The sequence below is a fragment of the Alistipes dispar genome (assembly GCF_006542685.1).
Classification (GTDB): Bacteria; Bacteroidota; Bacteroidia; order Bacteroidales; family Rikenellaceae; genus Alistipes; species Alistipes dispar.
This window is the reverse complement of record NZ_AP019736.1, coordinates 1,748,578-1,760,925: the sequence shown is the minus strand read 5'-3', so window position 1 is coordinate 1,760,925 and position 12,348 is coordinate 1,748,578. Positions and strand designations below refer to the sequence as shown.

The following is a 12,348-nucleotide window of genomic DNA, read 5'->3' as shown; positions in this document are numbered from 1 at the left end:
AGAAAACAGAAGAAAACCATGAAGAAATTTACCTGCGTACAAGACATAGGCGACCTGCGCGAAGCCGTCGCCGAAGCGCTGGAGATCAAGCGCGACCGCTTCCAGTTCACGGGTCTGGGCCGCAACCGCACGCTGCTGATGCTCTTCTTCAATTCGAGCCTCCGCACGCGGCTCTCGACCCAGAAGGCGGCGATGAACCTGGGCATGAACGTCATGGTCCTCGACGTCACCCAGGGGGCCTGGAAACTCGAAACCGAGCGCGGCGTGGTGATGGACGGCGACAAGGCCGAACACCTGCTCGAAGCCATCCCTGTCATGGGCTCCTACTGCGACGTGATCGGCGTGCGCTCCTTCGCCCGCTTCCGCGACAAGGCCGAGGACTACGAGGAGCGCATACTCGAACAGTTCATCCGCCACTCGGGCCGTCCGGTCTTCTCGATGGAGGCCGCCACGCGCCACCCGTTGCAGAGCTTCGCCGATCTGATCACCATCGAGGAGCACAGGCGCGTCGAGCGCCCGAAGGTCGTGATGACCTGGGCGCCGCATCCCAACGCCCTGCCGCAGGCCGTGCCCAACTCCTTCGCCGAGTGGATGAACGCCGCGGACTACGACTTCGTCATCACCCATCCCGAGGGCTACGAGCTCGCCCCGGAGTTCGTGGGCCGCGCCCGCGTCGAGTACGACCAGCGCAAGGCCCTCGAAGGCGCCGACTTCGTCTATGCCAAGAACTGGGCCGCATGGGCCGACCCCAACTACGGGAAGGTGCTCTCGCGCGACCGTTCGTGGACGGTGGACGACGAGAAGATGGCTCTGACGAACGACGCCTTCTTCATGCACTGCCTGCCCGTGCGGCGCAACATGATCGTCACCGACTCGGTGATCGAATCGCCCCGCTCGCTGGTCATCCCCGAGGCGGCGAACCGCGAAATCTCGGCGCAGGTGGTACTCAAACGGCTGCTGGAGGGACTGCAATGACGGAACGGATCACGGTCGTGAAGATCGGCGGCAACGTCATAGACGACGCGGCGGCCCTCAAACGGTTTCTCGGCGAGTTCGCCGCCCTGCCCGGCGCGAAGATCCTGGTGCACGGCGGAGGCAAGCTGGCCACGCGGCTGGCCGAGCGGCTGGAGCTGGAGGTGCGGATGGTCGAAGGACGCCGCATCACCGACAAGGGAATGCTCGACGTGGTGACGATGGTCTACGCCGGGCTGGTGAACAAACAGATCGTCGCGGGACTTCAGGCCGCCGGATGCAACGCCATCGGACTGTCGGGCGCCGACGGCAACATCGTGACGGCCCGCCGCCGCGCACCGGAACCGGTCGATTTCGGTTTCGTGGGCGACATCGAGCGGGTCGATCACAAGCTGCTCGGGCGGCTGCTCGACGCGGGCCTCGTGCCCGTCTTCCCGGCCATCATGCACGACGGGCGGGGTACGCTGCTCAACTGCAATGCCGACAGCGTGGCCTCGGCCGTGGCGCTGGGCGCCGCACGCCTCGCGCCGACCGATCTCATATACTGCTTCGAGAAGCGCGGCGTGCTGCGCGACGCGGAGGACGAGGGCTCCGTAATCCGCGAGATCACCGCCGCGACCTATCCCCCGCTCAAGGCCGACGGCACGGTGTCGAAAGGGATGATCCCGAAGATCGAAAACGCCCTCCGGGCCGTCGAAAAGGGCGTGCGGAGCGTCACGATACGCAGCGCCGAACGCCTCGCCGACGACTCGGGCACGACGATACGCTGACCGGGCCGAACGCGGCCGCCCTGCGGCCGGACCGACCCGGGGAACAGCCGGAAAACAGAACGAAGAGAATGATGGATACGAGAACCGAAGAGGCCGTCGGACTGCTCCGGCGGCTCGTCGCCACGCCCTCCGTCTCGCGCGACGAGGCGCGCACGGGCGACCTGCTCCACGCCTTCCTCGCGGAGCGCGGTGCGGCTCCCGAACGGCTCCACAACAACGTATGGGCCCGTTCCGCCGGATTCGACCCCGCGCGGCCGACGCTGCTGCTGAACTCGCACCACGACACGGTGCGGCCCGCGGCTTCTTACACGCGCGATCCGTACGATCCGGCCGTCGAAGGTGACCGGCTGTACGGCCTGGGCAGCAACGACGCCGGGGCCTCGGTCGTCGCGCTCGCCGAGACGTTCCTCGCCTTCCGCTCGCGGCCGCTGCCCTTCAACCTCGTACTGGCCCTCACGGCCGAGGAGGAGTGCATGGGCGAGCGCGGCATCCGCGCCCTGCTGCCCGTGCTGGGACCGATCGACATGGCGCTGGTGGGCGAACCGACCGGCATGCAGGCCGCCGCGGGAGAACGGGGCCTCGTGGTGCTCGACTGCACGGCCCGCGGCCGGAGCGGCCATGCGGCCCGCAACGAGGGGATCAACGCCCTCTACATCGCGCTCGACGACATCGCCCGCCTGCGGACATTCCGCTTCGAGCGGGAGTCGGCGCTGCTGGGGCCCGTCGGAATCGCCGTCACGCAGATCGAGGCGGGCACGCAGCACAACGTCGTGCCCGACGTCTGCCGCTTCGTCGCCGACATCCGCACGACGGACGCCTACACGAACGAGGAGACGGTCGAAATCCTCCGCCGCGCGATCCGTTCGGAAGCCGTGCCCCGCTCGACGCGCATCCGCGCCGCGGCCGTCGCGGACGACCATCCGCTCATGCGCGCCGCCCGCGCCGCCGGACGCCGGACATTCGTCTCGCCCACGACTTCGGACCGGACGCTGATGCCCTTCCCGGCGCTCAAGATGGGCCCGGGCGAATCGGAACGGTCGCACACGGCCGACGAATACGTGTGCCTTTCGGAGATCGCCGAAGGGATCGCCGTCTATGAAACCTACATCGAAAAATTAGCATCGGAACTATGAGCAGTACGAAACTTTGGGACAAGGGCTTCGAGCCGGACAGAATGATCGAGGAGTACACCGTGGGACAGGACCGCGAGCTGGACATGCGGCTGGCGCGCTACGACGTCGAAGGGTCGCTGGCGCATATCGCCATGCTCGAGAAGATCGGCCTGCTGACCCGCGAGGAGCTGGAGACGCTGACCGCGGGACTGCGGGAGATCGCCGCCGAAATCGAGGCCGGACGCTTCGAGATCGAACCCGGCACGGAAGACGTGCACTCCGAGGTGGAGCTGATGCTCACGCGGAGGCTCGGCGACGCAGGCAAGAAGATCCACTCGGGACGCTCGCGCAACGATCAGGTGCTGGTGGACCTCAAACTGTTCCTGCGCGACGAACTGCGGCAGATCGCCGGTGCGGTGCGCACGCTCTTCGACCGGCTGCAGGAGCTGAGCGAACGCCACAAGGAGGTGCTGATGCCGGGCTACACCCACCTCCAGATCGCCATGCCCTCGTCGTTCGGGCTCTGGTTCGGGGCCTACGCCGAAACGCTCGTGGACGACATGCGGCTGCTCGCCGCGGCGTGGCACATAGCCAACCAGAATCCGCTGGGATCGGCTGCCGGCTACGGCTCGTCGTTCCCGCTCGACCGCACGATGACCACGCGCCTCATGGGTTTCGAGGAGCTGCACTACAACGTCGTGGCGGCCCAGATGAGCCGCGGCAAGAGCGAACGGGCGGCGGCGGCGGCCATCGCGGCCGTCGCGGCGACGGTCGGCCGCATGGCGATGGACCTCTGTCTCTTCATGAGCCAGAATTTCGGGTTCGTGTCGCTGCCCGACGAGCTGACCACCGGGTCGAGCATCATGCCCCACAAGAAGAATCCCGACGTCTTCGAGATCATGCGGGGCCGCTGCAACCGTCTCCAGGCGCTGCCCAACGAGATCGCCCTGCTGACGACGAACCTCCCCGCGGGATACCACCGCGACCTACAGCTCCTGAAGGACATCCTCTTCCCGGCCACGGACGAGATCCGGCGGACGCTCGGCATGTGCGACTTCATGCTCGCCCACCTGCGGGTGAACGGGCACATCCTCGACGACCGGAAATACGACTACCTGTTCACCGTCGAGGACGTGAACCGGCTGGTATTGCAGGGCGTGCCGTTCCGCGAGGCCTACCGGCAGGTGGGCATGGCCGTCCAGCGGGGCGAATACAGTCCCACGCGCGAGGTGCATCACACCCACGAGGGAAGCATCGGCAACCTCTGCACGGCCGAAATCCGCCGCAAGATGGAACGCGTGATGAAGGAGTTCGAAACCCCGGGCCTGTAACCCGGGGAGCGGAGACCGCACACTCCGCGGCTCGCTCTCCGCACACCTGCGCCGCACACTCTGCGGCCATTCTCCTCCGCAGCATACGAAAAACCCCGGACGGGACACGTTTCCGTATCTTCGTCCGGGGTGAATCGGTCCGGGTCCGGGCCATGCGCCCGGCCGGCAGCGGCGATGCCTACTTGATGCGCTCGTAGTATTCGCGCGTACGGGTATCGACGCGGATCTTGTCGCCCGTGTTGATGAACAGCGGCACGCGGATCGTGGCCCCCGTATTGACCGTCGCGGGCTTGAGCGAGTTGGTCGAAGCGGTGTCGCCCTTGACGCCCGGCTCGGTGTAGGTCACCTCCATGTCCACGATCGGGGGCAGTTCGGCCGAAAGCACGGTCTCCTTCTCGGTGTGGAACATGACCTCGACGATCTGGCCGTCGGCCATCAGGTCGTAGTTGTTTATCAGGTTCTTGTCGATGTTGATCTCCTCGAAGGTCTCCGTATGCATGAAGTGCATGCCCAGATCGTCCTCGTAGGTGAACTGGTAGGGACGGCGCTCGACACGCACGGGCTCGATCTTCACGCCGGCCGAGAAGGTGTTGTCCAGCACGCGGCCGTTCTCGAGGTTCTTGAGTTTCGTGCGAACGAAAGCGGGGCCCTTGCCCGGTTTCACATGCTGGAAATCGACGATCTGAAAGGTCTTGCCGTCCAGCTCGATGCACATGCCGATCTTGATGTCTGCGGTAGTTGCCATAACGTATTGTTTTTGATATTGAATTTCGCGGGGGCGAAGTTAGCAAAAAAAAAGCAATATTCCTATTTTTCTCCGCACCCGCATTCCGGCCGCCGTCCGGAACGCTCAAAGCTCTATCGCCTTGCACGTGAGCCCCATCTGACGAATCTTCTCCAGCGTGCGGGGCAGGGCGTAACGCATGTTGCGGAAAGCCTTCTCGCTGTCGTGGAACACGACGATGGCCCCCGGGGCGAGGTACTTCGTGACGTTCCGCAGGCAGGTCCTCGGCGAGAGTTTGCGGTTGTAGTCGCGCGAAATGATGTCCCACATGACCAGTTTGTAACGCTGCCCCAGCAGACGGGCCTGCGCCGGGGTGATGCGCGCATAGGGAGGCCGGAACAGTTCGCTGTGAATCAGATCGTTGGCGAAATCCACGTCCTCCGTGTAACGTTCCAGGCTCATGCCCCATCCCTTCTGATGCGAATAGGTGTGGTTGCCCACCTTGTGCCCGGCGTCGAGAATCCGCCGGTAGAGGTCGGGATACATCTCGACGTTCTTGCCCAGCACGAAGAAGGTGGCTTTGGCATCATACTTGTCCAGCGTCGAGAGAATCCACTCCGTGACACCGGGCGTCGGTCCGTCGTCGAAGGTGAGGAAAACCCCCTCCTCGTCGGCGATCTCCCAGATCAGGTCCGGCATCAGACGCCGGATTATTTTCGGTGGCTTCAAACGCATACCGGAGCAAAAATAGGGAAAATCCGCGCCAAATGCGAAAAAATATGGTTATATTTGTGAATAACTTCCCCCGAGAGAGCGGCCGCACGACATTTTCCGGCGTCGGACGCCGTCTCCGCGGGGAGCAATACCGATCGAAATGAAAGCACTCTCCCGCATCATCCTGACCGCGCTCATCGCGGCGACGGCGGCCGGCTGCAAGGCCGTCAATACCCTGACCGATTCGAAAAAGGCGTCGCAGGGCAAGCCCTACGAGCTGATCGTGGTCTGCCCGCAGCAGGAGTGGACGGGCGAGGTGGGCGACACGCTGCGCGCCGTGCTCACGGCCCCGGTTCCCTATCTCAACCAGACCGAACCGCTCTTCGACGTGCTGCGCGTGCAGGAGCGCGGATTCACGGGTCTCGTGGCCGACCACCGGAACATCCTCAAGATCCGGATCGACCCCTCGCTCCCGGAAGTGACGACAGGCGTGGAATACGACGTGACGGCCCGGCCGCAGATCGTCCTGACGACGGCGGGTCCCGACGACCGCTCGCTCGTGGAGTACATCTCGAAGAACCGCGAAAACCTCGTGCACGCCCTCGAACAGGCCGAACGGGACCGTGCCGTGGAGGCCAATTCGAAGTTCTACAACACGGGCATCGACGCCGCCGTGCGCAAGACGTTCGGCGTCGGAATCAAAGTCCCGAAGGGCTACGTGCTGGCCAAGCAGGAGGACGACTTCCTCTGGGCGCGCTACGAGTATCCGGCCGCAAGCCAGGGTTTCTTCATCTGCTCCTACCCCTACGAGGGACCCGAATCGCTCGCCCCCGAGGCGCTGCTCGCCGCCCGCAACAAGTACGCGGCCCGAATTCCGGGTCCGTCGGACGGCTCCTGGATGACCACCTCCGAAGTCATCCCCCCGGCCTACAGGATGTTCCGCCTCGAAGGCCGTCTCTGGTGCGAGCTGCGCGGCTTCTGGGACGTGAAGAACGATTTCATGGGAGGTCCGTTCGTCAGCTACACGACCGTGGACACGGCCACGAACCGCGTCTTCACGCTCGACTGCTACGTCTATTCGCCCAAGCTCCACAAACGCAACTTCGTGCGCGGCGTCGAACACCTGCTCTACACCGTGACTTTCCCCGAGACGGAGAAGTAGCGGTCCGGAAAGGCGCAGCGCCCCCTGCGTCCGGAAGGGGCGCCGCCCCGGGCCGTGCGGCGCTCCGGAAGAAACCCCGAAGACCCCCATGCAGCAAATCCTGACATACACGTTCCTCACGCTCTACACGGTCACGATTCTCGGCATCGTGCTGGTCATCATCACCGACAACCGGAATCCGCTGAAGACCCTGCCGTGGATCATCGTACTGCTGCTGGCGCCCGTCGCGGGGCTCGTCTTCTACTTCTTCTTCGGACAGAATCTCTCGAAACAGCGCATCATCTCGCGCCGCACGCGCAAACGGATCACCCTGCAACTGGAGGAGGCCGAACACACCGGCTGTCCCGACCTGCCGGAACAGTACCGTCCGCTGGCGCAACTGCTCCGGCGCACATGCCATGCCGTGCCGCTCTACGGCAGCCGCATCACCCCCTACACCGACGGCGGAGCGAAGATGGAGGCGCTGCTCGGGGAGATCGCCCGGGCGCACCACCACATCCACCTGCAATACTACATCCTCAGCGACGACGAGACGGGCCGCCGCCTCCGCGACGCGCTCGCCGCGAAGGCCCGCGAGGGAGTCCGCGTGCGGATTCTCTACGACGACGTGGGGTGCAGCGGCGTCAAGAAGGCGTTCTTCCGGGAGATGCGCGAGGCGGGAATCGAGGTCCATGCCTTCCTGCACGTCAAGTTCCCGCGCTTCACGAGCAAGGTCAATTACCGCAACCACCGCAAGATCGTCGTCATCGACGGCCGCACGGGCTTCATCGGCGGCATGAACATCGCCGACCGCTACGTGCGCGGCACGGAGTGGGGTTCGTGGCGCGACACCCATTTCCGGATCGAGGGGAGCGGCGTGGCGGGATTGCAGATCGCCTTCCTGAGCGACTGGTCGGCGACCACCAAACGCCATATCGCCGGTCCGGAATACTTCCCCGCGGCGAAACGCTACACGGACGACATCCTGCAAATCGTGGCCGGAGGCCCCTTCGGCAAATGGCGCACGCTGCTCCAGGCCGAAAGCTACGCCGTGGCAAACGCCCGCCGCAGGGTCTGGATCCAGACCCCCTACTACCTCCCCTCGGACGTGCTGAACACCGCGCTGCAAACCGCCGCGCTGGCGGGGACCGACGTGCGGCTGATGCTCCCGGCGCGTTCGGACTCGAAGCTCATCGACCTCGCGTCGCACTCCTACCTCGACGACATGATGCGCGCCGGCGTGAAGATACTCTTCTACGAACCGGGATTCCTGCACTCCAAGCTGCTCATCGCCGACGACGCGCTGACCGTGATCGGCTCGGCGAACATGGATTTCCGCAGCTTCGAGCACAACTTCGAGGTCAATGCCTTCGTCTGCGACGAGGAGTTCACCGCCCGCATGGCCGCGATATTCGACTCCGACGCCGCGAAATGCCACGCCGTGACGCCCGGCGAGTGGTTCCGCCGCCCGCGCCGACGCCGCTGGGCCGAATCCTTCATGCGCGTCTTCTCGCCGCTCATGTAACCGCCGCAACCTAAAACCGCAACCCGATATGAAACGAATCCTGCTGTTTCTCCTCTCCGCCGCCGCATACGCCTGCACGCAGGCCCCGGCCGCATCGGACTACGCGATCGTCGCCGGACCCGGTATCGCCGACGACCCGCAGTGGAGCGCCGTCGTCGAAGCGCTCCGCGAAAGCCATCCCGGCGCCCGGGTGATCCGTTACCGCGATTCGGTGCGCGAGGCGCTGCCCGCGCTGCGCTGCGCGGCGCCCCGCTACGTGGCCTTCGTGGACCGGCCCGAACGCATCGGGCGCGACTACATCATCGAGCTCAACCGCATGAGCCGCGAGGCGGACCGGGACATCTACGCCGACTACCTCTGGGGCGTCATCACGGGATACGACGCCGAAGCGGCGCTGCGCATGGTGCGCAACGCCCGCGAACCGCTCGTCATCCGGAGCGCCGTAAGCACGCTGCGCGAGGTGGGCAGCGGCAAGTGGTTCGACGCCTTCGCCTATGTGGACGACCGCGACGCGGGCCGCTGCGGCGTGAAACGTCCGGGCGAAGACTCCGTTGCCCACTACCGCACGCGACGGCTGCTGCCCGACGGGCGGCCCGACCTGCTGCGGGAGTTCTGCGACTTCTACGCCCGGCTCGATCCCGATCTCGTCACCACGGCCTCGCACGCCACGGAACGGAACCTCGAAATGCCGTTCTCGGTGGGGAACCTGCGGTGCGCCGACGGAGCGCTCTACGCCGACTTCCCGGAGGAGCGCACGCCGCTGGCCGGGTCGGACAAGCGGCGCGTGTTCCTGCCGATCGGGAACTGCCTGATCGGCAACGTGGACAACACGCGCGGGAGCATGGCCGTCGCATGGATGAACAGCGCGAACGCCGCGGCGATGGCCGGCTACGTGGTCCCGACCTGGTACGGCCGCAACGGATGGGGCGGACTGAAATACTGGCTGACGACGCCCGGACGCTACACGCTCGCCGAGGCCTTCTACCTCAACCAGCAGGACATGCTGCATCAGCTCGAGGAGTGGTGTCCCGGATTGGGCGAACGGGCCTTCCCGTTCGGCGAGGAGGGTTTCGCCGAGGAGGATTTCGTCCGGGCCGACAGCGTCGCGGGGCGGAAACTCTCGGCGGACGAGACGGGCTTCTTCTTCGACCGCGACGTACTGGCGTTCTATGGCGACCCGGCATGGGACGTACGGCTGCGGGAACTTCCCGCCGAACGCGATTTCACCGTGAACGAACGGCACGAAAAGGGACAGTGCATCCTGACGGTGACGACCTCCGCCGCATTCGACGCCGAGCGCATGGCGGGCGGCCGGTTCAAGGAGGAGCACGTGGGCAGGCTGCCTTTCAGCTACTTCTTCCCCGAGCGGCTGCCGAATCCCCGCCTCGCGGCCGGACAGGCATGGAATGCCGCCGTGGACGAAAACTTTCTGCTGATTTACGATCCCGGCTTCGAACCGGGAAAGACCTACACGATCCGACTCGACACCGGCGAGTGACGCCGCGGCGGACAGATACCCCGACGGGCAGAAACCCGGCCGACCCGCCCCGGCCGCGCGATCCGGCCCCGCACCGGAGGCGGAGCGCGGCGACAGGGGGCCCGACCGGTCTCTCCTGCGGGATCAGATTTCGACGATGCCGTTGCGGATGGCATAGACCACCAGGCTCGCGGTGTTCTTGCAGCCGGTCTTTTCGAGAATATTGGCACGGTGCTTATCGACCGTGCGCTTCGATATGAAGAGTTCGTCGGCGATCTCCTGGTTGGAAAGCCCCCGGCAGACGGCCACCAGAATCTCGCGCTCGCGCGAGGAGAGCTGGTCGTCGGCCGCGTCGTCGCGCGTGCGCATCCGTCCCGTCAGCGACGAAAGCAGTTGCGGCGAGAAATAGCTTCCGCCGCCCATCACCGTCCCGATGGCCTCCAGCACGTCGCCTATGTCCGAATCCTTCAACAGGAATCCCCGGGCTCCGGCCTCGACCATCCGCGAGTAGTAGCTCTCCTCGCCGAACATCGACAGGGTGATGATCCGCAGCTCCGGCCGCCGGGCCAGCGCCCGCTCGGTCGTCTGCGCGCCGTCGAGGCCCGGCATCGAAAAATCCATGAAGACGATGTCGGCCTCCATCCCCTCCATCATCGCCAGGAACTCCTCGCCGCTGGCCGCCTCGCCTACGACGCGGCAGCCTTCGCAGCGTTCGAGCAGCTCCCGCAACCCGTTGCGGAAGAGCGAATGGTCGTCCACGAGTATGATTCTGCACTCCATCCCGATTACTCTCTTTTTTTACGCCGGCGCGTCCGCTCCGCGGGTCCGGGAGCCTCCTCCTGCGTGTTGATCCGGATCGCCGTCCGCATCCCCCGGCCTTTGGACGAGGTGATGTCGAACGTGCCGCCGAGCGAATTGATGCGCGACGCGATGTTCGAAAGCCCCATACCGCAGTCCATCATCGCCTGCGGATTGAATCCGCGGCCGTCGTCCGAATAGTCGAGCGCCAGCTCCGGCCCGTTCTGCGAGAGCGAAAGGTTGATCGACGAACAGCCCGAATGCTTGAGCGAATTGTTTATCAGCTCGCAGATCACCCGGTAGAGGATCACCTCCACGTCCGTATCGTAACGTTCGGTGCGGAGGTTGGTCGTGAAGCGGATCTTCACGTCGTGCATGGCCGCACTCTTGTCGATGAAATTCCGCACGCCCCGCGCCAGTCCGAAATCGTTGAGCACGTGCGGCGAAAGGTTGTTCGAAATCTCGCGCAGCGAGCGGATCGCCTCCTCGATCACATAGGTCGTATTGTCGATGATCTCGCGCTGCTCGGCGCTGCGCTCGTCGCGCGAAAGGGCCGTCAGCGACATCTTCGCCGAAGAGAGCAGCGGACCCAGCCCGTCGTGCAGCTCCTTCGAGAAACGCGACCGGGCCTTCTCCTCGGTACGCAACACGGCCGTCAGGATGCGCTTGTTGAGCAGCGTCCGCTGGTGATTCAGGCGGTCGATATACTTGAAGAGCTTGTGCGCGTACATCACCCCGATCGACAGGCAGATCGACACCGTGACGCCCAGGTAGGCGAACCACCAGCGCGGAACGATCTCCACGCCCATATCCATGAGCAACTGCACCAGCCGCTCGATGGTCAGCAGCGAGAAGCCCACGATGAAGAGTATCCACACGGAGTTGTACTTCGTGGCACGCACCAGCCGCAGGGCATAGGCCGTCGCCAGCGTCTGGACGATGATCGAGATGACGAGCAGGATCTTGATGAGCATAACCGCGGTTTTTCACAAAGATAGCGAAAAAATCATTCGAACATCCCGTCGAGCCGCTTCAACTGCCGGTAATCCGTCAGATCGGCCTGCACGGGAACCACCGACACGTAGCCGTGCGCCAGCGCCCACTCGTCGGTGTCGGTCGCTCCGGGCTCGCCATTGACGAATTCGCCCGTGAGCCAAAAGTAGGGGCGGCCCCGCGGATCCTCGCGGCGGAAGAACTCCTCGCGCCAGAAGCCGCGGTTCTGCCGGCAGAGCCGCACGCCGCGCACCTCGCCGGGCCGTCCCTTCGGGACATTGACGTTCAGGCACAGCGGCAGCTCTGCACCGCGGTCCAGCACCGCGCCGACGATCCGCCGGCCGTAGAGCACCGCCGCCTCGAAATCGGCATCGGCGGCATGGTCGTCGAGCGACAGTCCCACGGCCGGACAGCCGTAGAAACTGCCCTCGATGGCCGCGCCCATCGTCCCCGAATAGAGCACATTGACCGCGGAGTTCGAGCCGTGGTTGATGCCCGAGAGCACCAGATCGACCCGTTCGTCGCGCAGCAGGCAGTCGAAAGCCATCTTCACGCAATCGACGGGCGTGCCGGAGAAGGCGTAAACCGCCAGTCCCTCCTCCTCGCGGACGCTGCGCAGGTAGAGCGGACTATACATGGTGATGGCCTGGCTCATGCCGCTCTGCGTCGTCTCGGGCGCCACGACCACCACGCGCCCGAAGGTGCGGGCCACCTCGACGGCGGCCTCCATGCCCCGCGAATCGTAACCGTCGTCGTTGGTCACGAGTATCAGTCTCTCTTCCATAGTCTTT

The 12,348-nt window shown here is 65.1% G+C and carries 12 protein-coding genes; 7 read left to right on the top strand and 5 right to left on the bottom strand.

Annotation, left to right across the window (positions count from 1 at the left end; genetic code table 11):
- The first annotated feature begins 18 nt into the window (after positions 1-18).
- The 4 genes from FME97_RS07340 to argH all read left to right on the top strand — a co-directional run bounded on the left by FME97_RS07340 (position 19) and on the right by argH (position 4,185).
- Positions 19-975, top strand: a complete 957-nt coding sequence (locus FME97_RS07340; RefSeq protein WP_141428631.1) for a Rossmann-fold NAD(P)-binding domain-containing protein — start codon at positions 19-21, stop codon at positions 973-975.
- Positions 972-1,742, top strand: coding sequence for an acetylglutamate kinase (gene argB / locus FME97_RS07335; protein ID WP_141428629.1), 771 nt, complete (start codon positions 972-974; stop codon positions 1,740-1,742). The genes FME97_RS07340 and argB overlap by 4 nt, the downstream gene beginning before the upstream one ends.
- A gap of 71 nt (positions 1,743-1,813) precedes the next feature.
- Positions 1,814-2,875: a M20 family metallo-hydrolase gene (locus FME97_RS07330; RefSeq protein ID WP_141429987.1), complete on the top strand. Its 1,062-nt coding sequence runs from the start codon at positions 1,814-1,816 to the stop codon at positions 2,873-2,875.
- Entirely contained in the window at positions 2,872-4,185 is a 1,314-nt protein-coding gene (gene argH, locus FME97_RS07325) for an argininosuccinate lyase (protein WP_141428627.1), read from the top strand. Before FME97_RS07330 ends, argH begins: the two co-directional genes overlap by 4 nt.
- 178 nt (positions 4,186-4,363) lie before the next feature.
- Here argH and efp read toward each other — a convergent pair whose 3' ends face one another.
- A complete protein-coding gene (gene efp / locus FME97_RS07320) occupies positions 4,364-4,930 on the bottom strand; it encodes an elongation factor P (protein WP_141428625.1) in 567 nt (188 codons plus the stop codon).
- Between the two features lie 105 nt (positions 4,931-5,035).
- Complete coding sequence (locus tag FME97_RS07315) at positions 5,036-5,608, bottom strand: polysaccharide deacetylase family protein (RefSeq protein ID WP_141428623.1); 573 nt, start codon at positions 5,606-5,608, stop codon at positions 5,036-5,038.
- A gap of 175 nt (positions 5,609-5,783) precedes the next feature.
- Here FME97_RS07315 and FME97_RS07310 point away from each other — a divergent pair, with 175 nt between their 5' ends.
- The 3 genes from FME97_RS07310 to FME97_RS07300 all read left to right on the top strand — a co-directional run bounded on the left by FME97_RS07310 (position 5,784) and on the right by FME97_RS07300 (position 9,787).
- Positions 5,784-6,785 (top strand): DUF4837 family protein, encoded by a 1,002-nt coding sequence (locus FME97_RS07310; RefSeq protein ID WP_141428621.1) that lies wholly within the window; start codon positions 5,784-5,786, stop codon positions 6,783-6,785.
- An 88-nt stretch (positions 6,786-6,873) separates the two neighbouring features.
- Positions 6,874-8,289, top strand: coding sequence for a cardiolipin synthase (gene cls, locus FME97_RS07305; protein WP_141428619.1), 1,416 nt, complete (start codon positions 6,874-6,876; stop codon positions 8,287-8,289).
- A 28-nt stretch (positions 8,290-8,317) separates the two neighbouring features.
- A complete protein-coding gene (locus tag FME97_RS07300; RefSeq protein ID WP_141428617.1) occupies positions 8,318-9,787 on the top strand; it encodes a hypothetical protein in 1,470 nt (489 codons plus the stop codon).
- Positions 9,788-9,910: 123 nt separating this feature from the next.
- Here the strand turns inward: FME97_RS07300 and FME97_RS07295 are convergent, their stop codons facing one another.
- Genes FME97_RS07295 through surE form a run of 3 tightly spaced genes read right to left on the bottom strand, consistent with a single transcriptional unit; the run spans position 9,911 to position 12,341 of the window.
- Complete coding sequence (locus FME97_RS07295; RefSeq protein ID WP_141428615.1) at positions 9,911-10,546, bottom strand: response regulator; 636 nt, start codon at positions 10,544-10,546, stop codon at positions 9,911-9,913.
- Positions 10,547-10,551: 5 nt separating this feature from the next.
- Positions 10,552-11,538 (bottom strand): sensor histidine kinase, encoded by a 987-nt coding sequence (locus tag FME97_RS07290; protein ID WP_141428613.1) that lies wholly within the window; start codon positions 11,536-11,538, stop codon positions 10,552-10,554.
- A 32-nt stretch (positions 11,539-11,570) separates the two neighbouring features.
- The gene (gene surE / locus FME97_RS07285; RefSeq protein WP_141428611.1) at positions 11,571-12,341 is read right to left on the bottom strand and encodes a 5'/3'-nucleotidase SurE; all 771 of its coding nucleotides are present in this window, start codon (positions 12,339-12,341) and stop codon (positions 11,571-11,573) included.
- Positions 12,342-12,348: the final 7 nt, after the last annotated feature.

Coding starts and splice junctions, on each gene's coding strand:
- efp (WP_141428625.1), bottom strand. CDS start 4,930: ATGGCAACTACCGCAGACATCAAGATCGGCATGTGCATCGAGCTGGAC.
- surE (WP_141428611.1), bottom strand. CDS start 12,341: ATGGAAGAGAGACTGATACTCGTGACCAACGACGACGGTTACGATTCG.
- FME97_RS07330 (WP_141429987.1), top strand. CDS start 1,814: ATGGATACGAGAACCGAAGAGGCCGTCGGACTGCTCCGGCGGCTCGTC.
- FME97_RS07310 (WP_141428621.1), top strand. CDS start 5,784: ATGAAAGCACTCTCCCGCATCATCCTGACCGCGCTCATCGCGGCGACG.
- argB (WP_141428629.1), top strand. CDS start 972: ATGACGGAACGGATCACGGTCGTGAAGATCGGCGGCAACGTCATAGAC.
- argH (WP_141428627.1), top strand. CDS start 2,872: ATGAGCAGTACGAAACTTTGGGACAAGGGCTTCGAGCCGGACAGAATG.
- FME97_RS07290 (WP_141428613.1), bottom strand. CDS start 11,538: ATGCTCATCAAGATCCTGCTCGTCATCTCGATCATCGTCCAGACGCTG.
- FME97_RS07315 (WP_141428623.1), bottom strand. CDS start 5,608: ATGCCGGACCTGATCTGGGAGATCGCCGACGAGGAGGGGGTTTTCCTC.
- FME97_RS07340 (WP_141428631.1), top strand. CDS start 19: ATGAAGAAATTTACCTGCGTACAAGACATAGGCGACCTGCGCGAAGCC.
- cls (WP_141428619.1), top strand. CDS start 6,874: ATGCAGCAAATCCTGACATACACGTTCCTCACGCTCTACACGGTCACG.
- FME97_RS07300 (WP_141428617.1), top strand. CDS start 8,318: ATGAAACGAATCCTGCTGTTTCTCCTCTCCGCCGCCGCATACGCCTGC.
- FME97_RS07295 (WP_141428615.1), bottom strand. CDS start 10,546: ATGGAGTGCAGAATCATACTCGTGGACGACCATTCGCTCTTCCGCAAC.